The 20,513-nt window shown below is 70.8% G+C and carries 20 protein-coding genes; 13 read left to right on the forward strand and 7 right to left on the reverse strand.

What is annotated here, in order from left to right; all coding sequences use genetic code 11:
* Positions 1 to 9: 9 nt before the first annotated feature.
* Positions 10 to 654 carry an amino acid ABC transporter permease gene (locus ACIGXX_RS07000; protein WP_351158961.1) on the forward strand — a complete coding sequence of 215 codons (645 nt, stop codon included), beginning with the start codon at positions 10 to 12 and terminating at the stop codon, positions 652 to 654.
* The gene (locus ACIGXX_RS07005) at positions 651 to 1,520 is read left to right on the forward strand and encodes an amino acid ABC transporter permease (protein ID WP_361461989.1); all 870 of its coding nucleotides are present in this window, start codon (positions 651 to 653) and stop codon (positions 1,518 to 1,520) included. The genes ACIGXX_RS07000 and ACIGXX_RS07005 overlap by 4 nt, the downstream gene beginning before the upstream one ends.
* A gap of 38 nt (positions 1,521 to 1,558) precedes the next feature.
* On the opposite strand, the gene ACIGXX_RS07010 is transcribed toward ACIGXX_RS07005, so the two are convergent.
* From ACIGXX_RS07010 to ACIGXX_RS07020, 3 genes are all read right to left on the reverse strand, one after another.
* Positions 1,559 to 3,163, reverse strand: coding sequence for a CocE/NonD family hydrolase (locus ACIGXX_RS07010; protein ID WP_351158966.1), 1,605 nt, complete (start codon positions 3,161 to 3,163; stop codon positions 1,559 to 1,561).
* A gap of 109 nt (positions 3,164 to 3,272) precedes the next feature.
* Positions 3,273 to 4,472, reverse strand: coding sequence for an Ig-like domain-containing protein (locus ACIGXX_RS07015; RefSeq protein WP_399973431.1), 1,200 nt, complete (start codon positions 4,470 to 4,472; stop codon positions 3,273 to 3,275).
* Positions 4,473 to 4,617: 145 nt separating this feature from the next.
* Complete coding sequence (locus tag ACIGXX_RS07020) at positions 4,618 to 5,376, reverse strand: hypothetical protein (RefSeq protein WP_366462997.1); 759 nt, start codon at positions 5,374 to 5,376, stop codon at positions 4,618 to 4,620.
* A gap of 104 nt (positions 5,377 to 5,480) precedes the next feature.
* Between ACIGXX_RS07020 and ggt the strand changes: the two genes are divergently transcribed.
* Both ggt and ACIGXX_RS07030 read left to right on the forward strand, forming a co-directional pair.
* The gene (gene ggt, locus ACIGXX_RS07025; RefSeq protein ID WP_361461981.1) at positions 5,481 to 7,292 is read left to right on the forward strand and encodes a gamma-glutamyltransferase; all 1,812 of its coding nucleotides are present in this window, start codon (positions 5,481 to 5,483) and stop codon (positions 7,290 to 7,292) included.
* A gap of 172 nt (positions 7,293 to 7,464) precedes the next feature.
* Positions 7,465 to 7,725: a helix-turn-helix transcriptional regulator gene (locus ACIGXX_RS07030; RefSeq protein WP_351158974.1), complete on the forward strand. Its 261-nt coding sequence runs from the start codon at positions 7,465 to 7,467 to the stop codon at positions 7,723 to 7,725.
* 62 nt (positions 7,726 to 7,787) lie between these two features.
* On the opposite strand, the gene ACIGXX_RS07035 is transcribed toward ACIGXX_RS07030, so the two are convergent.
* Positions 7,788 to 8,639 carry an NAD(P)H-binding protein gene (locus ACIGXX_RS07035; RefSeq protein WP_399973436.1) on the reverse strand — a complete coding sequence of 284 codons (852 nt, stop codon included), beginning with the start codon at positions 8,637 to 8,639 and terminating at the stop codon, positions 7,788 to 7,790.
* Positions 8,636 to 9,049 carry a nuclear transport factor 2 family protein gene (locus ACIGXX_RS07040; RefSeq protein WP_399973439.1) on the reverse strand — a complete coding sequence of 138 codons (414 nt, stop codon included), beginning with the start codon at positions 9,047 to 9,049 and terminating at the stop codon, positions 8,636 to 8,638. Before ACIGXX_RS07040 ends, ACIGXX_RS07035 begins: the two co-directional genes overlap by 4 nt.
* A 250-nt stretch (positions 9,050 to 9,299) precedes the next feature.
* On the opposite strand from ACIGXX_RS07040, the gene ACIGXX_RS07045 reads away from it, so the two are divergent.
* From ACIGXX_RS07045 to ACIGXX_RS07070, 6 genes are all read left to right on the forward strand, one after another.
* Complete coding sequence (locus tag ACIGXX_RS07045; protein WP_383817924.1) at positions 9,300 to 9,842, forward strand: TetR/AcrR family transcriptional regulator; 543 nt, start codon at positions 9,300 to 9,302, stop codon at positions 9,840 to 9,842.
* Positions 9,843 to 9,948: 106 nt separating this feature from the next.
* A complete protein-coding gene (locus ACIGXX_RS07050) occupies positions 9,949 to 11,676 on the forward strand; it encodes a hypothetical protein (RefSeq protein ID WP_399973442.1) in 1,728 nt (575 codons plus the stop codon).
* A gap of 171 nt (positions 11,677 to 11,847) precedes the next feature.
* On the forward strand, positions 11,848 to 12,690 hold the full coding sequence (locus ACIGXX_RS07055) for a nitrilase-related carbon-nitrogen hydrolase (RefSeq protein WP_361461972.1): 843 nt from the start codon (positions 11,848 to 11,850) through the stop codon (positions 12,688 to 12,690).
* Positions 12,687 to 13,970, forward strand: coding sequence for an aspartate aminotransferase family protein (locus ACIGXX_RS07060; protein ID WP_351158987.1), 1,284 nt, complete (start codon positions 12,687 to 12,689; stop codon positions 13,968 to 13,970). The genes ACIGXX_RS07055 and ACIGXX_RS07060 overlap by 4 nt, the downstream gene beginning before the upstream one ends.
* A gap of 50 nt (positions 13,971 to 14,020) precedes the next feature.
* Positions 14,021 to 15,424, forward strand: a complete 1,404-nt coding sequence (gene hydA / locus ACIGXX_RS07065) for a dihydropyrimidinase (protein ID WP_361461967.1) — start codon at positions 14,021 to 14,023, stop codon at positions 15,422 to 15,424.
* A 15-nt stretch (positions 15,425 to 15,439) separates the two neighbouring features.
* A complete protein-coding gene (locus tag ACIGXX_RS07070) occupies positions 15,440 to 16,456 on the forward strand; it encodes a TIGR03842 family LLM class F420-dependent oxidoreductase (RefSeq protein ID WP_351158993.1) in 1,017 nt (338 codons plus the stop codon).
* Here ACIGXX_RS07070 and ACIGXX_RS07075 read toward each other — a convergent pair.
* Both ACIGXX_RS07075 and ACIGXX_RS07080 read right to left on the reverse strand, forming a co-directional pair.
* Entirely contained in the window at positions 16,437 to 17,282 is an 846-nt protein-coding gene (locus tag ACIGXX_RS07075; RefSeq protein ID WP_399973448.1) for an endonuclease/exonuclease/phosphatase family protein, read from the reverse strand. The genes ACIGXX_RS07070 and ACIGXX_RS07075 overlap by 20 nt on opposite strands.
* A 90-nt stretch (positions 17,283 to 17,372) precedes the next feature.
* Positions 17,373 to 17,849 (reverse strand): carboxymuconolactone decarboxylase family protein, encoded by a 477-nt coding sequence (locus tag ACIGXX_RS07080; protein ID WP_399973451.1) that lies wholly within the window; start codon positions 17,847 to 17,849, stop codon positions 17,373 to 17,375.
* A gap of 186 nt (positions 17,850 to 18,035) precedes the next feature.
* On the opposite strand from ACIGXX_RS07080, the gene sigJ reads away from it, so the two are divergent.
* The 3 genes from sigJ to ACIGXX_RS07095 all read left to right on the forward strand — a co-directional run bounded on the left by sigJ (position 18,036) and on the right by ACIGXX_RS07095 (position 20,493).
* Positions 18,036 to 18,974 (forward strand): RNA polymerase sigma factor SigJ, encoded by a 939-nt coding sequence (sigJ, locus tag ACIGXX_RS07085; protein WP_399973453.1) that lies wholly within the window; start codon positions 18,036 to 18,038, stop codon positions 18,972 to 18,974.
* Between the two features lie 176 nt (positions 18,975 to 19,150).
* Positions 19,151 to 19,306, forward strand: a complete 156-nt coding sequence (locus ACIGXX_RS07090) for a hypothetical protein (RefSeq protein ID WP_361461958.1) — start codon at positions 19,151 to 19,153, stop codon at positions 19,304 to 19,306.
* Positions 19,307 to 19,437: 131 nt separating this feature from the next.
* On the forward strand, positions 19,438 to 20,493 hold the full coding sequence (locus tag ACIGXX_RS07095; protein ID WP_351159007.1) for a helix-turn-helix domain-containing protein: 1,056 nt from the start codon (positions 19,438 to 19,440) through the stop codon (positions 20,491 to 20,493).
* Positions 20,494 to 20,513: the final 20 nt, after the last annotated feature.

Consider the following 20,513-nt stretch of genomic DNA (forward strand, 5'->3'; position numbering starts at 1 on the left):
GGAGGCGTCGTGGACGTACTGACAGACAACTTCTCCACCTTCGGCAAAGGGTTCGTCGGCACCGTCGAACTCACCGTCTACGCCTCGATCCTGGCCCTCGTACTCGGCTTCGTCATGGCGTCGTTCCGGGTGGCGCCGGTCGGCTCCTTCCGGGCGTTCGGCACCGCCTGGGTGACCGTCCTGCGCAACACCCCGCTCACGCTGCTCTTCTTCGCGGTGCTGCTGGGACTCCCGCGCTTCGGACTCGTCCTGCCCTTCAAGGTGTTCGCCGTCCTCGCGCTCGGCTGCTACACCTCCGCCTTCATCTGCGAGGCACTGCGCTCGGGCATCAACACCGTCCCCAAGGGCCAGGGCGAGGCCGCCCGCAGCCTGGGGATGACCTTCGGACAGACCCTGTCCATGGTCGTGCTCCCGCAGGCCTTCCGGTCCGTCATCCCGCCGGTCGGCTCCACCCTCATCGCCCTCGCCAAGAACTCGGCCATCGCGGGCGCGTTCAGCGTCACCGAGCTGCTCGGCACGTACAAGACGCTCAGTGAGCTCGGCTACAACATCATCTGGACGTTCGTCTGGATCGCCGTCGGCTACCTGATCATCACCCTCGCCATCAGCGCCGTCTTCAATGTCCTCGAGAAGCGCTGGGGAGTCGCCCGATGAAAGCCCTCTCCCACGAATCAACCGCCCTCTACGACGTACCGGGCCCCAGGACCGAGCGCAGGCACAAGCTCTACGGGCTGCTCTCCACCGTGATCCTGCTCGCCCTGGTCGGCTGGATCATCTATCTGCTCTTCGACACCGACCAGTTCACCGCGACGAAGTGGACGCCCTTCGAGTACACGGGCATCCAGGAACTGCTCCTGAAGGGCCTGGGGAACACCCTCAAGGCCTTCGCCATCTCCGCGGTGCTCGCGCTCGCCCTCGGCGGCCTGCTCGCCATGGGGCGGCTCTCCGACCACCGTCCCGTGCGCTGGCTGGCCACGCTCCTCGTGGAGTTCTTCCGCGCGATGCCGGTCCTGGTGATGATCTTCTTCGTCTTCGTGGCGCTGAAGGTCCAGCCGCTGCCGGCCCTGGTCACCGGGCTCACGCTCTACAACGGCTCGGTGCTCGCCGAGGTCTTCCGCTCGGGCGTGAACTCCGTGGAGCGCGGGCAGCGGGAGGCGGCGTACGCGCTCGGGATGCGCAAGACGCAGGTGATGACGCACGTCCTCGTACCGCAGGCCGTGCGCGCCATGCTGCCCGCCATCATCAGCCAGTTGGTGGTCGCCCTCAAGGACACCTCGCTCGGCTATCTGATCACCTATGAGGAGTTCCTCCACGCCGGGAAGCTGATCGCGTCGAACCTCGACTACGATCTACCTTTCATCCCCGTGGTTCTGGTGATCTCGCCGATCTACATCGGGATGTGCATGCTGCTCTCGTGGTTCGCCCAGTGGGTGTCCAAGCGACAGCGGCGCAATCCCAAGACCGAGGCCGCGGAAGTGGCACCGGCCGAACCAGGGACGCTGCTGCCGGGTGCGCAGTAGCTAAAGGGGCCAGGGCCCGACCCGGCAGCAGCCGGTGATCACTGTTCGCGCAGCGGGACCGACACGTACGACGGGTCGGACGCGGGCGAGGAGAAGGTCAGCTGCGCGCCGGACGGGTTGTGCTCGATGTAGAGCGGGTCGACCGTGTCGACCACCAGGGCGAGCCTGTGTCCTGCCGGAACGTCGTAGGCCGTGGAGAACAACTCCAGGTCCACGCCGAACGGCCGGCCGGGGGTCTTGCCGTGGAAGGTGTACGGCGCGTTGCTGACCAGCTTGCCGAGGCCGAGCGGGCCCACGTCGTAGAGGTACGCGACGAGGGTGCCGCTCTCCTTGGTGCTGGTGAGCGTGGTGTGCAGCTTCGCCGTCCCGCGCACCCGCTGCTCCGCGGCGTACTTCTCGGACTGCCACACGCTCGCGTAGCGCCGCGGCAGCAGCGGCACCGATGCCATCGGCGGGATCTTGAGGAACTGGTCCAGGGCGTTCGAGAGCAGCACGGTGCCGCCGTTGGCGCCCGAGTCGACGTTCGCGCGGATCGTGGTGGAGCCCGCCAGGTCGATCTTCTTCTTCGTCGCGCCGACGGACTTCCAGTCGGGGTAGCCCTCGTAGCCGCCCGTGGAGCGGGACTTGAGCTGGACGGGCTGCTCGCCGTCGACGCCGTTCTTCTCGCCCTTGAGGTAGCGGTCGAACCAGCGCTGGGTGGAGGTCCAGGTGTCGTTGGGCAGCCCGAGCAGGCCGGTCGCCTCGGCCGTGGCGTGGTCGCCCGGACGGAACTCCAGGCGCTTGGGGCCCGTCAACTGCTCGTAGAACTCGGCGTACTGGTTGGGCGGGAAGATCGTGTCGCCCCAGGCGTTGCCCATCATGATGGCCGCGCCGTTCTTGTTGATCCGGTCGATGTAGGTCGCGGGGGAGCGCTTGGCGCCCCACGCGATCATCTCGTCCTCCTTGTCCAGGTTGGAGGCGAGGAAGTCCTTGAGGGTCTGCTGGAGTTCGGGGCTCGGGCGGCCCGTGAGGATGCCGGCGCCGCCGAGGAGCCCGGCGGCCTGCTGGTGCTGGGTGCGGCCGCTGTAGATCGAGTCGATCAGGTCGGCCCAGCCGCTGAGCGCGGCCACCGCCTTGATCCGCTTGTCGTGCGCGGCGGCGAGCAGGCTGATGCCCGCGCCGTACGAGACGCCGCCCATGCCGACCTTCTCCGGGTCGGCCGGGGTGTTCTCCAGGGTCCAGTCGATGACCTTGGAGGCGTCCGCGATGTCCTCGGGGCCGCCGGTCTCGATCTCGCCGCCGGACTGCCAGAAGCCGCGCGAGTTGTAACTGACCACGACGTAGCCGGAGTTCGCGAGCTTCTGGGCCTGCGCGACGTACTCGATCTGCGGCATGGCCCAGCTGGTGGGCAGCACGATGGCGGGGTACTTCGTGCCGGCGGCGCCGGCCTGCGCGCCCTTGGGCGTGAAGACGTTGGCCTTGAGGATCGTGCCGCCGTCGCCGGGTATGTCGACGAAGCGCACGTCCGCCGAGCTCGCCGCCCGCGGAGCGGCCGCCGGAGCCGCCTGGGCGGCCGGGGCGAGGCCGAAGGCGGCGCCGGCGACGAGAGTCGCCGAGACGGCGCCCACGGTGGTCGTACGCAGAGCCTTGCGCGGTTGTCCCACGGGTCACTCCTTACTCGTGCAAGCAAAGTGACCCGACGGTAACCTCGGCGTCTTACCGGGGGTAACCCATCGGTAAGTTACGCCCCGGTAACGATTGTTGAGCGCTTGATCAGGCGAGCGCGCTCTTCGTCTGCCAGTCGGTCCAGGAGATGTTCCACTCGCCGTAGCCGTTGCCCGGGTCCGGGACGCCCTTCGAGCCGCTGCCGGATACCTCGAAGGGGTCGCCGACCTGCACCTGGCCGTAGAGCCAGGAGGCGTCGCCGTCGCTCATGCCGATGCAGCCCGAGCTGTGGTTGGTGTTGCCGAAGTACGAGGCGTTCCAGGGAGCCGCGTGCGCGTACATGCCCGACCAGGTCAGACGCATCGAGTTGTCGACCATCTTGTCGTAGGCGTCGCCCAGGCCGACCGTCTCGGAGCGCATGTTGATCGTGCCCTCCTTGGCCATCAGGACGGACGTGCCGCCCCAGGACGCCTTGTCGCCGCCGGGGGTGCCCGCCGACATCGGGACGGTCCTGACGCTCTTCCCGTCGCGCACGAGCGTCGCCTGCTTGCTGTCGAGGTCGACCTTGACCTTCTGGCTCTTGCCGACGGTGAAGCCGGTCGCGTAGTCGCGGACGAACCAGCCGCCGCCGCTGCCCGAGTCGACGCCGTTGAGCTGGGCGTCGAGCTTCACCTTCGTGCCCGACTTCCAGTACTCCTTGGGGCGCCAGTCGATGCGGTCCTTGCCGTCGTAGTTCTTGATCCAGCCCCAGGACCCGGTGGTGTCGTTCGAGGTCGTCACCTTCAGGTGCTTCTCGACGTCGGCCTTGTTCTTCACCGGGTGGTCGAAGACGACCGACAGAGGCTGCGCGACGCCGACCGTGGTGCCCTTGCCGGGCGTCAGGGACAGCTTGTTCACCTGCTCCGGGGCGGCCGTCCTGAAGGAAGTGCGGGCGCTGCCGCCCTCGTCCGTCGTCGCCGTGACCTTGTACGAGGTGCCGGGCGCCGCCTTGCGGTCCGAGGTCCAGGTGGTGCCGTTCGCGGCGACCTTGCCGGTGAGCTTCTCGCCCTTCGCGTCCGCGACCGTGACCTGCTTCAGCTTGCCGTCGGCCAGCTTCACCTCGACCGGGGAGCCCGCCTTGGCCTTCTTGCCCTGCAAGTTGACGGATATGTCCGGCTTGTCCGCAGCAGTGTCGGCGGACGCGGGAGTGCTGCCCGAACAGGCGGTCAGTGCGGCGGCCAGGGTCGCCAGGCCGGCGGCCGTGACCGCGGCTCCGGTGCGGCGGGTGCGTGCGGGGCGTCGGCGACTCGGCGAGCTCAGGGGCCTCAAGGGAACGTACCTCCGTGCGAATGTGGAACTGCACGGAGAGAGGGTCAAAGGTCCCGGTGGGTTGCCTGTTGCCCCGAATTGCCGAATAGGTCACAGAGGCGGGATATGAGCCGGGCGTGACCGTCGGCGCTCGGTGACCGACCGCCTACTTGGCGCGATGGGACGTGCGCGGCGGCGTGACCGCCGGGGCCGGGGCCTGGGCGGCGCGGGTGACGTCCCCGACCAGCTCGACGACGTCGGGACCGTACGCCTGGGAGTTGACGACCTTCAGGAGCAGGACGAACGTGTTGGCGCCGTGCTTGCGGGCGAGGCGCTCGTGGTGCCGGGCGAGATAGCGGGTCGCCGCCTGGTTGGTGATCGCGCGCTGGCCGCAGAAGAGGAAGACGGGTCTCGCCTCCTGGCCCTGGCCCGCGGTGAGCCGCGCGAGGATCACGTACTCCGCGATGCCGCCCTCCATGCGGTACCGCTCACTGCCGATCTGGAACGCCCCGCGGTCGGGACCCGGCTCCGGGTCGGTGTTGATCCGTACGCCCGGCAGCAGCGAGTGCATGTGCGCGGCCATGCGGCGGTTGGCCGTCGGGGAGCCGACGCAGAACTCCGTGCGTTCGCCGAAGCTCTGCTGGGCGGCGTCGTGCGCGACGAGCTGGGCGTGCGCCCCGCAGTCCTTGATCACCGCGGCCAGCTCCAGGAGCGCGAACACGTCGTGGCGTACGACGGTGAGCTCGGGCCCGCCCGCCTCGCGGTTCACCACGAGCAGCGACTCGGAGTTGTCGGGCAGCCCGAAGAAGGCCTGCTTGCGGCGGAGCTTGCGCCGCCACAGGTAGGTACGGGCGAGCCAGCCCAGCACGGCGCCGAGGCCGGCCGCGATCAGGCCGAGGACGACAGTGCGCACGTCTTCAGTCATGGGGGCGCATGCTAGCGGGCTCTAGGACCCGTGTTCGAGGGGGTCCTGACGTGGCGGGGGAACCGAAGTTACGCTGCGCAGACGGTTGTTGACTGGAGGTACGAATGCGTCGTGCTGTCGTACGGAATCTGACGCTATTGGCGGTCGGAGGGGTTTTGGTGTCGGTCGGAGCGGCCGTGCCCCCTTCGTCTCCGCGCTCAGCTGAACCGGCCTCGCGGACCCCGGCGAAGGTGCCGGTGGCCGTCGGTCACGGAGGCGCCGTCTCCAGCGTCGACGCGGACGCGTCGGCCGCGGGGATCGAGGTCCTCAAGAAGGGCGGCAACGCGGTGGACGCGGCGGTCGCCACGGCGGCGGCCCTCGGCGTCACCGAGCCCTACTCGGCGGGTGTCGGGGGCGGCGGCTACTTCGTCCACTACGACGCCAAGAGCCGCAAGGTGAGCACGATCGACGGCCGCGAGACGGCCCCGCGCACCGCCGACTCCGGCCTCTTCCTGGAGAACGGCAAACCGATCCCCTTCGCGGACGCCGTCACCAGCGGCCTGGGCGTGGGCACGCCCGGCACCCCCGCGACCTGGCAGTCCGCGCTGGACGCATGGGGCAGCAAGCGGCTCGGCACGCTCCTGAAGCCCGCCGAGCGCCTCGCGCGCGACGGCTTCACGGTGGACGGGACCTTCCGCTCGCAGACCGAGGCGAACCAGGCGCGGTTCGCCGACTTCCCGGACACGGCGAAGCTGTTCCTGCCCGGGGGCGCGCTGCCCGTGGTCGGCTCGACGTTCAAGAACCCCGATCTCGCCCGCACCTACGAGGAGTTGGGGCGCAAGGGCATCGGGGCGCTGTACCGGGGCGGCATCGGCAAGGACGTCGTACGGACGGTGAACAAGCCGCCCGTGGACCCGGCGTCCGGGCGCGTCGCCCGGCCCGGCGACCTGTCCGCGAAGGACCTGAAGGCCTACGCGGTGAAGCGGCAGGCGCCGACGAAGACCTCCTACCGGGGCCTCGACGTCTACTCGATGGCCCCCTCCTCCTCCGGCGGCACGACCGTCGGAGAGGCGCTCAACATCCTGGAGCGCACCGACCTCTCGAAGGCCTCGAAGAAGAAGTACCTGCACCGCTACATCGAGGCCAGCCGTGTCGCCTTCGCCGACCGCGGGCGCTGGGTGGGGGACCCCGCCTTCGAGGACGTACCGACGAAGGAACTGCTCTCGCAGAAGTTCGCCGACTCGCGGGAGTGCCTGATCCGCGACGACGCGGTCCTCAAGAGCCCGCTCGCGCCGGGCGACCCGCGGAATCCGGCGGCGTGCGGGTCCGGCGACAAGGCCGCCCCGACCACGTTCGAGGGGGAGAACACGACGCACCTCACGGCCGCCGACAAGTGGGGCAACGTCGTCGCCTACACCCTGACCATCGAGTCGACCGGCGGCAGCGGGATCACCGTGCCGGGGCGCGGCTTCCTGCTCAACAACGAACTGACCGACTTCTCCTTCGCGCCCGCCGACCCGGCCGTCCATGACCCGAACCTGCCGGGCCCGGGGAAGCGTCCGCGCTCCTCCATCGCCCCGACGATCGTCCTGGAGAAGGGGAAGCCGGTGGTCGCGCTCGGCTCGCCGGGCGGTGCCACGATCATCACGACCGTCCTGCAGACCCTCACGGGCTTCGTCGACCGGGGGCTGCCGCTGGTGGACGCGATCGCGGCGCCGCGCGCGAGCCAACGCAACGCCGCGCAGACCGAGTTGGAGCCGGGCCTGTGGGAGAGCCCGGTGCGGGCCGACCTCGAGGCGATCGGGCACTCCTTCAAGCGGAACCCCGAGATCGGGGCGGCCACCGCGGTGCAGCGGCTGCCGGGCGGGAAGTGGCTCGCCGCGGCGGAGAAGGTGCGTCGTGGCGGCGGGTCGGCGATGGTCGTTCGGCCGGAGTGAGACGGGGCCGGGCGGGTCTGTGAGGGCCCGCCCGGCACTTTCACCGGGCCGCGCGGTTCCGCCCATGCGTTCAGCGCCAGGAGGACGGGCAGGTCCCAGCCCATGCCGTGCTCCCCAGTGGGGCCAATTACTATACCGGTATGAGAATGGGATTCTCGACTAGGGTGGGTGCATGGTTCGAACTCCCCTGACCCTTGAAGAGCGCGAGCGCGGCGAGCGGCTCGGCCGGCTGCTGCGTTCGGCGCGTGGCGAGCGGAGCATGGTGGAGGTGGCCGCGGCCGCCGGGCTCTCGGCGGAGACGCTCCGCAAGATCGAGACGGGGCGGGCCCCGACGCCCGCGTTCTTCACCGTGTCGGCGCTCGCGACGGCGCTCGGCCTCTCGCTGGACGAGGTGGCCCAGGCGTGCGAGCTGGTGCCGCTCGCCCCGGCGTGAGGGGCTGCGGCGGGCGGTGAGGCCAAGTCGCGGGGCGTGAGGCCTTGCGCGGGTGGCCGCGGTCAGGCCGTCCGGGCCCACGCGGCTGCGTTCTCGGCGGCGAAGTCCGCGAAGCCGCGGGCCGGACGGCCGGTGATCCGCTCGACCGCCGGGTCCACGCGGTCCTCCGATCCGTGCGCGATGCCCTCGTCCATGGCGGCGAGGGCGCGGGCGAACGCCTCGGGCATCCCGGAGGCGACGAGCCGCTCGCGGAAGTCCGCCGCCGGGACGGAGCGATGGCGGATCTCCCGCCCCGAGACCTTGGAGACCGCCTCCGCGACATCCGCGTAGCCGAGCGCCTGCGGCCCGGTGATCAGGTGCGCCGCGTTGTGCGGCCGCTCGTCCGTCAGGGCCCGTACGGCGACGGCCGCGATGTCGCCCGCGTCGACGAACCCCACCCGGCCCTCCCCGGTGGCCGTCACGATCTCATCCGTGGCGCGGATGCTCTCCACGTGGAGATGGCCCGGCGTGACGAAGTTCTGCATGAACCATGAAGGGCGCAACACCGCCCACTCCGGGGCCAGTTGGCGCATCGCACGATGCACCTCGCCCGCTCCCGGATCGCCCTCGGCGATGGCGGAGGAACTCAGCAGCACGAAGCGGCGCACGCCCGCGTCCAGGGCGCGCTCCAGGAACGGCACCATCGGCCGGGCGGGCTCGGCGTCGCCGATGGGCGGCACCAGATAGACGCCGTCCGTGCCGGTGAGGGCGGGGCCGTGCGTGGTGGGGTCGTTCCAGTCGAAGCGGACCTGGCCGGTGCCCGGCGCCGGGGTGCGGCTTCCGACGCGTACGGACATGCCCTCGGCGGCCAGTGCGGTCGCCACGCGGCTGCCGGTGGTGCCGGTGCCGCCGGTGATCAGGAAGCGCATGGTCATCGGGTCTCTCCGGAACGGGTGGCGCCGACGGGGATCTCGCCGTCGAAGGCGTCGGCGACCAGCGCGCCGTTCCAGTAGTCGCGAAAGCGCGTGATCCGGCCCTCGTGGACGGTGATGACCTGGATGTACGGCATGTCGAAGGGGCGCCCGGTGGCGACCGCCCGGCCGGTGCCGCGCAGCTCCGCCACGATCGTCCCGGGGGCCTCGGTGCGGTGGACGGTCAGGTCCTCGAAGCTCCGCAGGTCGATGTGGTCGGGGTAGTCGGCCATGTAGGCGCGCACGGCGTCGCGGCCGACGAGCCGGTGTGGGGCGCCGGGGAGCGCGAAGGGGAACTCGAAGACTCCGTCCGGCGCCCAGAGACCGACCCAGCCGTCGATGTCCTTGGCGAGGAGGAGGTCCAGGGAGCGCATGAATACGTCGGTCGCTGAATGGGGCGTTGCGGGGTGTGCAGCGGGGTGTGTTGCCCCAGGTGTCGCGGGGTGCGTCGTCATGGTGCCGACGTTAACCTGACCCCGGGTCCGTTTACAAGTACCGGACCCGGGGTCGACTTATGCTGGGATCTGTTCGCCGTGCTCGTCCCGCTCGACCCGCCCCCACCGAGGAGGAACCATCACCGCCCGCAAGGAGAGAGCCGACTCCGTCCGCAACAGGGCCGCGCTGCTGGCCGCGGCCGCCCGGCTGTTCAAGGACGCCGACGACCCCGACAGCGTCAAGATGGCCGACATCGCCCAGGCCGCCGGGGCCGGCAAAGGCACGGTCTTCCGGCACTTCTCCGACCGCATCGGCCTGGTCAGGGCGCTGGTCGTCGAGGAGACGCAGCAACTGCGCGAGCAAGTCGTCGACGGACCGCCGCCCCTGGGCCCCGGCGCACCGGTCGCCGAGCGGGTGCCCGCGCTCATGGCCGCACTCCTGGACCTCAAGCTGAACCAGCGCGCCCTGATGCTCGCCCTGGAGCGCGCGGGGGCCGGCAGTCCCTACCTCAATCCCGCCTACGATCTGTGGCACTCCGAAGTCGCCGGGATGCTGACCGGCGTACACGGACGCGAGGACGCCGACTATCTCGCACACGCCCTGCTCGCCGCCGTCCGCAGCGACCTGGTCGAGCACCTGACCAGCCAGGGCGCGAGCCCCGGGCAGCTGCACGCGGGGCTGCGGAGGCTGTGCGCCTCCGTGCTCGCTCACGGCGCGGAGAGTGAGGTGTGAGGCTCCGTGGGGCGGCCGGAAAGCCGCGTGTAGCCGCCCCGTAACACGACTGGTGTTATGTTCCGGACCGGAAGACTCCAGGCTCCATGGGGCGGTGCTGGCTCGGATGGCAGTAGGACAACTCCCGGATCAGGTCCGGGAGTTCGCGAGGTACCTCAGGGACATCCTGGCGCGGCTCGACCCGGGCGCCGGGTGGTGCGGTGTGTTCTGGTCCCGCGACCCCGAGGGAATGCAGGCCTGCCTGGATGGCTCGGAAGTGCCCCCCTGGGACGTGGTGGAGGCACTGCTGCACGACCTGGCCGCCGGGTACGGGGCGCAGGCCGCCGAGCGGGAGACGCAGCGGGCGCGGGCGCTGCACGGTGCGTCGCTGGCCGCGTACGACGCGCGGCCCGGTGGCCGTGAACTGCTCGGCGAGCGGCTCGACATGATGCTCACCGAGCAGCGGTTCGCCGTGGAACGGCAGGCGGACCTGGGCCGCTCGCTCGCGGCGGCGGCCACGCGGGACGAGGTGGAGCGGCTCAACCGCGACCTGGCCTGGGTCCGTGACGACCACGAGCGGGCGACCGCGCGGTGCGCGGAGCTCCGGGAGCGCATCGAGCGGCTGGACCGGGCGGATCGCCCGCAGTGGGTCGACTTCGGGACGCCGGTGTCGGACGATTTCGCGGGTGAGGGTGCTGACGACTTCGGGGTCGAGGGATCCGGCGACTTCGGGCTCGGGAGTTCCGGCGGCTTCGGGGCCGATGGGTCCGGCGCTTTCCGGGCCGCGCAGTTCGACGGCTTCGATGAGCAGGGGGCGACCGCTTTCGGGGCCCGGCCCGCGGACGGCTTCGGAGCCGTCGCCGGTGGCCGCGAAGCCGCGTCGCCCGAACTCGACACCCGCACAAGGGAGTTCGGCGCCTTCACGGCGGATCAGGGCGGCCCGACCCCCGACTCCCGCACCCTCTCCGTCGATCCGGCCCAGGACTCGGAGTCGGCCCTGGAGCCGGACTCGGGACCGCCCGACACCCAGCCGGCCCCCGACCCCTCCCGCGTCCCCAAGCAGAACCGCAAGTCGCGCGACACGTCCCGCCGTCCGCGCCGCCCCCGAGGCGCCCGTTTCGCGGGGTTCGCCGGGCCGGACGAGGGCGAGGGTGGCGAGGGTGAGGCCGGTGGTGCGGTCGCCGTACCCGAGACCGCCCCGCAGCGGCCCGCCGCGAACGGCCCGCGCGGTGCGCGGTTCGCGCACACCGCCGAAGGGGCGCACACCGCCGAAGGGGCGGACGGCGCCGCCGGAACCGGGCGCCGCGAGGCCGCGAGGCCGGACCGTGACGCCGAGCGGGCCACCACCGAAGCCGTCGCCGCCCTGGTGAGGCTCCGTGGCCAGGGCCGCAGCGGCGAGGCGCACGGCGTACTCGTCGAGGCGGCGGGCTGGCCCGCGGCGCGCCTGCCCGTGTTCGCCGGTGAGCTGCACCGCGCGGGCCTCGGTGCCGACTGGTCGACGCTGCTCTGGGAGGCCGCTTCGCTGCCGCCCGACCGGCTCGTCGCGCTGGCCGACGCCCTCGCCGGGTCCGGCCGCGGCGACGACTGCCGCAAGCTGCTGCGGCAGGGCGTCTCCCGGCCCGCACCGGAGATCGCCGAGGCGGTGCTCGCGCTGATCGACGCGGGCCGCGAGCGCGAGGCCCGTGCGCTGCTCGACGCCTACATCCGCGTCCGTACCCCCGAGGACGCGGCCGGCTGCGCCCACACCGATCCGTACCGCCTCATCCCGCTGCTGCTCCAGGCGGCCCAAGGGGTGTCGGACGAGCGCCACTGGGATCTCGTGCACGCGTTGCGTGTTGCCGGATTCAGTGCCTGACGCGCCCGTTTCATTTGTGCGTTCTCGTCCGCTTGGGTGCGAAACATGATCGACTCCGCCGGTTAACGGCGATGGTCTTGCCCAGCCCGTCGGGGAGGCTTACGTTTTCCTGTCTACGCATCAAGTCTACGGGCGTAGAAGCTCTCTGACGTCCCGTCGAAGGAGCAGCTCATGGTCAACGTCGTACGCGCCGCACTGGTCCAGGCGACCTGGACAGGCGACACCGAATCCATGATTGCCAAGCACGAGGAGCACGCCCGCGAGGCGGCCCGCCAGGGTGCGAAGATCATCGGCTTCCAGGAAGTGTTCAACGCCCCCTACTTCTGCCAGGTGCAGGAGCCGGAGCACTACCGATGGGCCGAACCCGTGCCGGACGGACCCACCGTCACGCGGATGCGGGAACTGGCCCGCGAGACCGGCATGGTCGTCGTCGTCCCGGTCTTCGAGGTCGAGCAGTCCGGGTTCTACTTCAACACCGCCGCCGTGATCGACTCCGACGGTACGTATCTCGGCAAGTACCGCAAGCACCACATCCCCCAGGTCAAGGGCTTCTGGGAGAAGTACTACTTCAAGCCGGGGAACGCGGGCTGGCCCGTCTTCGACACGGCCGTCGGCAAGGTCGGCGTCTACATCTGCTACGACCGCCACTTCCCCGAGGGCTGGCGCCAGCTGGGCCTGAACGGCGCCCAGATCGTCTACAACCCCTCCGCCACGTCGCGCGGACTCTCCGCCTACCTCTGGCAGCTGGAACAGCCCGCGGCGGCCGTCGCCAACGAGTACTTCATCGCCGCGATCAACCGCGTGGGCGTCGAGGAGTACGGCGACAACGACTTCTACGGAACGTCGTACTTCGTCGACCCGCGCGGCCAGTTCGTCGGCGAGACCGCGAGCGACAAGGCCGAGGAACTCGTCGTCAGGGACCTGGACTTGGGGCTGATCGAGGAAGTACGCCAGCAGTGGGCGTTCTACCGTGACCGCCGCCCCGACGCGTACGAAGGACTGGTACAGCCGTGAAGGACCTCCATACCCGCCACCAGGCCGTCCTGCCCGCGTGGCTCGCGCTCTACTACGCCGACCCGCTGGAGATCACCCACGGCGAGGGCCGCCACGTCTGGGACGCGGACGGCAAGCGGTACCTCGACTTCTTCGGCGGCATCCTCACCACCATGACCGCCCACGCACTGCCCGAGGTCACCAAGGCGGTCAGCGAACAGGCCGGGCGGATCATCCACTCGTCCACGCTCTACCTCAACCGGCCGATGATCGACCTCGCCGAGCGGGTCGCGGGCCTCTCCGGCATCCCGGACGCCCGCGTCTTCTTCACCACGTCGGGCACCGAGGCCAACGACACGGCCCTGCTCCTGGCCACCGCGCACCGCCGCTCGAACCAGATCCTGGCGATGCGCAACAGCTACCACGGCCGCTCCTTCACGGCCGTCGGCATCACCGGCAACAACGCCTGGTCGCCGACCAGCCTCTCGCCGCTCCAGACGCTGTACGTCCACGGGGGCGTCCGCAGCCGAGGACCGTACGCCGCGCTGAGCGACGCCGAGTTCATCGAGGCCTGCGTCGCCGACCTGAAGGACATGCTCGGGCAGGCGCGCGGGGGAGTGGCGGCGCTGATCGCCGAGCCGATCCAGGGGGTCGGCGGCTTCACCTCGCCGCCGGACGGGCTCTACGCGGCCTTCCGCGAAGTCCTCTGGGAGCACGGCGTCCTGTGGATCTCGGACGAGGTGCAGACCGGCTGGGGCCGCACCGGCGACCACTTCTGGGGCTGGCAGGCGCACGCCGCCAGCGGCCCGCCGGACATCCTCACCTTCGCCAAGGGCATCGGCAACGGCATGTCCATCGGCGGCGTCGTCGCGAGCGCCGAGGTCATGAACTCCCTCGACTCCAACTCCATCTCGACCTTCGGCGGCTCCCCGGTCACCATGGCGGCCGGCCTCGCCAACCTCACGTACCTCCTGGAGCACGATCTCCAGGGCAACGCGCGCCGCGTCGGCGGGCTGCTCATCGAGCGGATGCGCGCCATCTGCGCCCAGCTGCCCGTCGTACGCGAAGTGCGCGGCCGCGGCCTGATGATCGGCATCGAACTGGTCGACCCCGAGACGGGCGAGGCCGATCCGCAGGCGGCATCCGCCGTGCTGGAGGCGGCCCGCGACGGCGGCCTCCTGATCGGCAAGGGCGGCGGCCACGACACCAGCGTCCTGCGCATCGCCCCGCCGCTCTCGCTGACCGTCGCGGAGGCGGAAGAAGGGGCCTCGATCCTCGAACGGGCCCTGCGGAGCGTCTAGTCCAGTGCCTTCCGGCAGGAACGTACGAGCATGAAAGGGAGCGCACCATCATGAGTACCCGCACCCTGATCCGCGGCGGACTCGTCATCACCGCCGCCGAAGAGATCCACGCCGATGTGCTGATCGAGGACGGCCGGATCGCCGCGCTCGCCGCACACGGCTCGGGCGCCGCCGCTGCGTGGACCGCGGACCACGTCATCGACGCCTCCCACAAGTACGTGATTCCGGGGGGAGTCGACGCGCACACGCACATGGACTTCCCGTTCGGCGGCACGTTCTCCTCCGACGACTTCGAGACGGGCACCCGGGCCGCGGCCTGGGGCGGCACCACCACCATCGTGGACTTCGCGGTGCAGACCAAGGGGCAGGCGCTGCGCGCGGGCCTGGACGCCTGGTACGCGAAGGCGGACGGCAAGTGCGCGATCGATTACGGCTTCCACATGATCCTCTCGGACGTCAACGAGAAGTCCCTGCGGGAGATGGACCTGCTGATCGAGGAAGGGGTCAGTTCGTTCAAGCTCTTCACCGCCTACCCCGGCGTCTTCTTCAGCGACGACGGGCAGATCCTGCGGGCGATGCAGAAGGCCGCCGTGAACGGCGGCCTCATCATGACGCACGCGGAGAACGGCCTGGCCATCGACGTCCTGGTGGAGCAGGCCCTCGCCCGGGGCGAGACCGATCCGCGCTACCACGGCGAGGTGCGCAAGGCGCTCCTTGAGGCGGAGGCCACGCACCGGGTGATCAAGCTGGCCCAGGTGGCCGGAGCCCCGGTCTACGTCGTGCACGTCTCGGCCCAGGAGGCGGTGGCCGAGCTGGCCAGGGCCCGCGACGAGGGTCTGCCGGTGTTCGGGGAGACCTGTCCGCAGTATCTGTTCCTGTCCACGGACAACCTCGCCGAGCCCGACTTCGAGGGTTCCAAGTACGTCTGCTCGACCCCGCTGCGGCCCCGCGAGCACCAGGCCGCGCTCTGGCGCGGGCTGCGCACGAACGACCTCCAGGTGGTGTCGACCGACCACTGCCCCTTCTGCTTCGTCGGGCAGAAGGAGCTGGGCCGCGGCGACTTCTCCAAGATCCCGAACGGTCTGCCGGGCGTCGAGAACCGCATGGACCTCCTCCACCAGGCCGTCGTGGACGGGCACATCAGCCGCCGCCGTTGGATCGAGATCGCCTGCGCGAGCCCGGCCCGGATGTTCGGCCTGTACGGCAAGAAGGGCACGATCGCGCCGGGCGCCGACGCGGACGTCGTCATCTACGACCCGGCCGCCGAGCAGATCATGTCGGCGGAAACACACCACATGAACGTGGACTACTCCGCGTACGAGGGCAAGCACGTCACCGGCCAGGTGGAGACGGTCCTGTCCCGCGGCGAAGTCGTCATCGACCAGCGGAAGTTCACCGGCCGCGCCGGACACGGCGCGTACGTGCCGCGCGGCACCACCCAGTACCTCGGCTAGGAGAGGCGACGCACCATGGACTTCGGACTCGTCCTGCAGACCGATCCGCCGGCCGGGCAGGTCGTCAGCCTCATGAAGCGCGCCGAGCGCAACGGCTTCAGCCACGGCTGGACCTTCGACTCGGCGGTCCTGTGGCAGGAACCCTTCGTCATCTACAGCCAGATCCTGGCGAACACGGACCGGCTGATCGTCGGCCCGATGGTCACCAACCCGGGCACGCGCACCTGGGAGGTGACGGCCTCCACGTTCGCGACCCTGAACGACATGTACGGCAACCGCACGGTGTGCGGCATCGGGCGCGGCGACAGCGCGATGCGGGTGGCGGGCCGTACGCCGAACACCCTGGCCCGGATCAGCGAGGCGATGAAGGTCATCCGCTCGCTGGCCTCGGGCGGGGAGGCGGACCTGGGCGGCACCACGATCCGCTTCCCCTGGATCAAGCCGGATGCCGAACTCCCGGTCTGGATGGCCGCGTACGGCCCCAAGGCCCTGAAGATGGCGGGCGAGGAGGCGGACGGCTTCATCCTCCAGCTGGCCGACCCATATCTGACGGAGACGATGGTGAAGGCGGTCAGGGACGCGGCCACGGCGGCGGGCCGCGATCCTTCCTCGGTCACGATCTGCGTCGCGGCCCCCGCGTACCTGACGCAGGACGACTCACCGGCGTCCTTGGCACACGCCCGTGAGCAGTGCCGCTGGTTCGGCGGGATGGTCGGCAACCACGTCGCCGACCTGGTGTCCAAGTACGGCGAACACTCCGACCTGGTCCCCGAGGCCCTCACCGAGTACATCAAGGCCCGCGAGGGCTACGACTACTCCCACCACGGCCGCGCCGACAACCCCGACACGGCCTTCGTCCCGGACGACATCGTGGACCGCTTCTGCGTGATCGGCACGGCCGAGCAACACATCGCGAAACTAAGGGAGTTGGAGCGGCTGGGAGTGGATCAGTTCGCGCTGTACGCGATGCACGACGCCCGCGAGGGAGTCATCGACGGGTACGGCGACACGGTCATTCCCGCGCTGTCGTGAGCAGCCCCACCTCCAGGTCGGCGACGACACCGTAGTGATCGCTGGCCCATACGCCGTCGACCGGTTCGTCGAAGGCGAGGCCGGCGCCGCGCACGCGGGCGAAGGCGCCCGGGTGCGCGTGCGGTGAGCCGACGAAGACGTAGTCGATCCGGCGGCGGTGTCCGGGCTGGCGCACCAGGAGTTCGATGTCCTCGGCCGCGCGGGGGTTGTCGGCGCTCCAGGTGTGCCCCGGACCGGAGCCCGCGACCTCCCACGCGTCGTGGAAGTGGGTGCTGCGCCCCGACAGCGACTGCCGGCCGGTGAGATAGCGGATGCCGGCCGATTCGGGCTCCGCGTTGAAGTCACCGGCCATGACCGTCGGCAGGGCAGTGCGGTGCCGGGCGTCCAGGTCGCTCAAGGCCAGCACCTGGCGCTCCCGTTGCGCTTCCGCGTCCAGCCGGAACGACGTCGTGGGCGCGATGAACAGCACATCACCCAGCGCGGGCAGCGGCACGAGGGCGGCCAGGGTGAGCCACGGGACGTCGGGCGCGTCCGTGCCGCGCTGATCGAGGACTTCGGCGATGCGGTGCGGCCACCGCGTCGCGATCGCCGTCCCGCCGTACCGGTCCGCGTGGGGCGGATCCGTCGCCGTGGTCCGCGCCTGGTGGGTGCCGTGCAGCCCGGTCCCGTCGAGCAGACCGGGCAGCTGGTCCGGCAGGACCTCCTGGAAGGCGACGAGATCCGGGTCCAGCCGCCGCAGCCCGGCATTGACCATCGCCATCCGTGCCGCGGCGTCGCCCCGGCTGTTCCACACGTTCAATGTCACGACGCGCACTCTCGTCGTCATCAGGTTCCTTTCCCTGGCTCAGGCCCCCGGACGGCCCGGTCGCCCGAGCCGTCCGGTCGTCCCGGCCGTCCGGTCATCCGGACGGTCCCGTCATCCGAACTGGCCGACCTTGTAGTCGCCCGCGGGCCGCTGCGTGAGGACGTTCAGGCGGTTGAAGGCGTTGATGAGGGCGATGACCGACACCAGGGCGGCCAACTGGTCCTCGTCGTAGTGCTTGGCGGCGTTCGCCCACGCCTCGTCGGTGACGCCACCGGCCGCGTCCGCGATGCGGGTGCCCTGTTCCGCCAGTTCCAGCGCGGCCCGCTCGGCCTCGGTGAACACGGTGGCCTCGCGCCAGCCGGCGACCAGGTGCAGGCGTATCTGGCTCTCCCCGGCGTGCGTGGCCTCCTTGGTGTGGATGTCGATGCAGGAACCGCAGCCGTTGATCTGGCTCGCGCGCAGCGCGACCAGTTCGCGTGTCGCGGCAGGCAGCGCCGACTCGGCGAGCGACCGGCCCGCGGCGGCGATGTGCTTGACGGCCTGGGCCGAGACCGGATTGCCGAGGAAGTCGAGTCGGGGGGTGAGCATGGTGATCTCCCTTGCGTGTCGGGCCGGTCCGCCCCGGGACGGAGCGGCCGTTGGCGGGGACCGTGTCGTCCCAGCAGACCGACGAGACAGCCCGCCGGAATGTGAGGCCACGCGCCGACATCACATTCCGGCGGGCTGTCTCGTCGTACGGGTGACGGCACATGCGGCAAGAGGAGCGGCGAGACAGTGACGACCCAGTCCAGCACCGGAGACGGCCCGCTCGACCCGAGCCTGAGCGCGATCATGAGCGAGCGGCGTCAGCTCATCAATCTCGCCTACCGGCTCCTGGGCTCCCTGGCCGACGCCGAGGACGTCGTACAAGAGGCATACGTCCGCTGGTACGCCATGTCCCCGCGGCAGCAGCAGGCCATCGCGTCCCCCGGCGGCTGGCTGACGAAGGTCGCCGGCCGCATCTGCCTCGACCAGCTCCGCTCGGCACGGGCCCGGCGCGAGAGTTACGTGGGCGAGTGGATTCCGGAGCCGCTGCCCGACCGCGCGGAGTGGGCCGACGGGCGGCCGGGCGGTACGACCGCCGACCCGGCCGACCGCGTCACGCTCGACGAGTCGGTCAACATGGCGTTCCTGGTCGTGCTCGAATCGATGACCCCGGCCGAGCGGGTGGCGTTCATCCTGCACGACGTCTTCCGCTACTCCTTCGCCGAAGTGGCCGAGATCGTCGGCCGCAGCCCGGCGGCCTGCCGTCAGCTGGCCTCATCGGCGCGCCGCCGCATGCGCACCCCGCAGGCCCCGGCGACCCCGGCGGTCCGGCGCGCCGTCATCGTCAGGGACTTCAAGCGGGCCTGGGAGAGCAGGGACATCGCCGCGCTCATCGGCCTCCTCGATCCCGACGCCACGGCACTCGCCGACGGCGGTGGACGGGTCGACGCGGCGCCCCACCCCATCACGGGAGGCGAGCGGATCGCGCGCTACCTGGTCGCCGTCGCCGACCACGTGCCGCCCGGCCAGACGATCCTGGAACGCACGGTCAACGGCCAGCCCGGTCTGGTGGTCCAGCACGGTGGCGTCACCACGTCGGTGCTCGCGTTCGACATCGAAGGCGAAAGGATCAAGCGCTGCTGGGCGGTACGGAACCCCGAGAAGCTGCGGTCCTGGACGACGAACTGACGAGCCCGCCCGGCCTTCCCGCGGGTTTCATCGCTTATGCCGGGTGGGTGTCGGCTTGCGGTCTATGTCGTACGGTAAACTAACAAACCGAGCCAAGGTGCTCCATTGAGCCGTCAGTTGCTCAATTTTCAAGCGGCGACGTCGATCGCCGACGGTCGGAGGGTTGGGGGCAGGGCATGGGTCGCAGTGGTCGCGCCGCCCGGCTCCCCGTGGACGGTGTCTTCCGTGACCGCGCCGGGGTGCGCGCTCCCAGGGTCGTACGCATCGACAACTCCGCCCGTGACAGCGTGCCTGATATCGACGGCACCATGACGAGCGGCCCGCGCCCCTGACGTTGCCGGAGTGTCGACTCCCGCCCGTCCGCGCCCAGTTGCTCTCATCCACCTGTCCCGACGGCATGAGCCGTGCGCCCGTGCCGCGCTGCCGTGCACCCACCGGCCATCGACCCGACCAGGGAGAGCAGATGACCACCCAGGAGATTCCCGAGCGGCTGCTCGACGGATACGCCGACATCCTCACCCGGGCCGCCGCCACCGGCCGCCGCCTCACCCGTGAGGAGCTGACATCGCGCAGGGCGCTCGGCGCGCAGGCCGCCCACGCCGGATACGCGTGGCGCGTCCTCATCCGCGAACACCTCGCCGCCACCCGCGTCCACCGTCCCGCGACCGGCGATCCGGACCACCTGCTCGCGACCGCCGAGCAGGCCATCGACGCCTTCGCCGAGGGCTATGAACACGCGCAACGCCTTGTCGTACGTCAGGAGGAGGCGGCCCGGCGCGAATTGATCGACGACCTGCTGTACGGGCGAGGGGACCTGGGGCGTCTCGCCGCGCGTGCCGAGCGATTCGGGCTGCGGCTGTCCCACGCGCACGCGGTGGCCGTGGCGGAAGGGCCGGCCGCCTATGACGAGACCGATCCCGTGTCGCGGGACGTGGAGAGCGAACTGGTCGGCCGCTTCGGCGACCGGCACATCCTGCTCACCACCAAGGACGGCCGCCTCGTGTGCATCGCCCCCGCCCACCAGGACGAGGTCCTCGACCACTTCGCCAAGCGGGCGTACGCAGCCACCGACGGCGGCCGCATCGCCATCGGCAGGCCCCAGCCCGGCGCGGCGGGCATCGCCCACAGCTACGAAGAAGCCGTCAGCACCCTGGAGCTCGCGACACGCATGGGCTTCGACGAGCCCGTCCTGCGCGCCGCCGACCTCCTGGTCTTCCCCGTACTCGCCCGCGACCGGCAGGCCCTGGTGGACCTGGTGCTCACCACGCTCGGCCCGCTGGAAGAGGCGCGCGGCGGGGCCGTGCCCCTGCTGGAGACCCTGTTCGCCTACTTCGACACCGGGTGCGTGGCGGCCCAGGCGGCGCGGGAGCTGTCGCTGAGCGTACGAGCCCTCACGTACCGCCTGGAGCGCATCCGCACCCTCACCGGATCCGACCCCTCCGACCCGCTGGACCGCTACACCCTCCAGACGGCGGTCATCGGAGCTCGGCTGCTCGGCTGGCCGGCCACCTCGCTGTGAGGTGACCGGCGGCGGCGTCG

Source organism: Streptomyces sp. NPDC055243 (genome assembly GCF_044544025.1).
GTDB lineage: Bacteria > Actinomycetota > Actinomycetes > Streptomycetales > Streptomycetaceae > Streptomyces.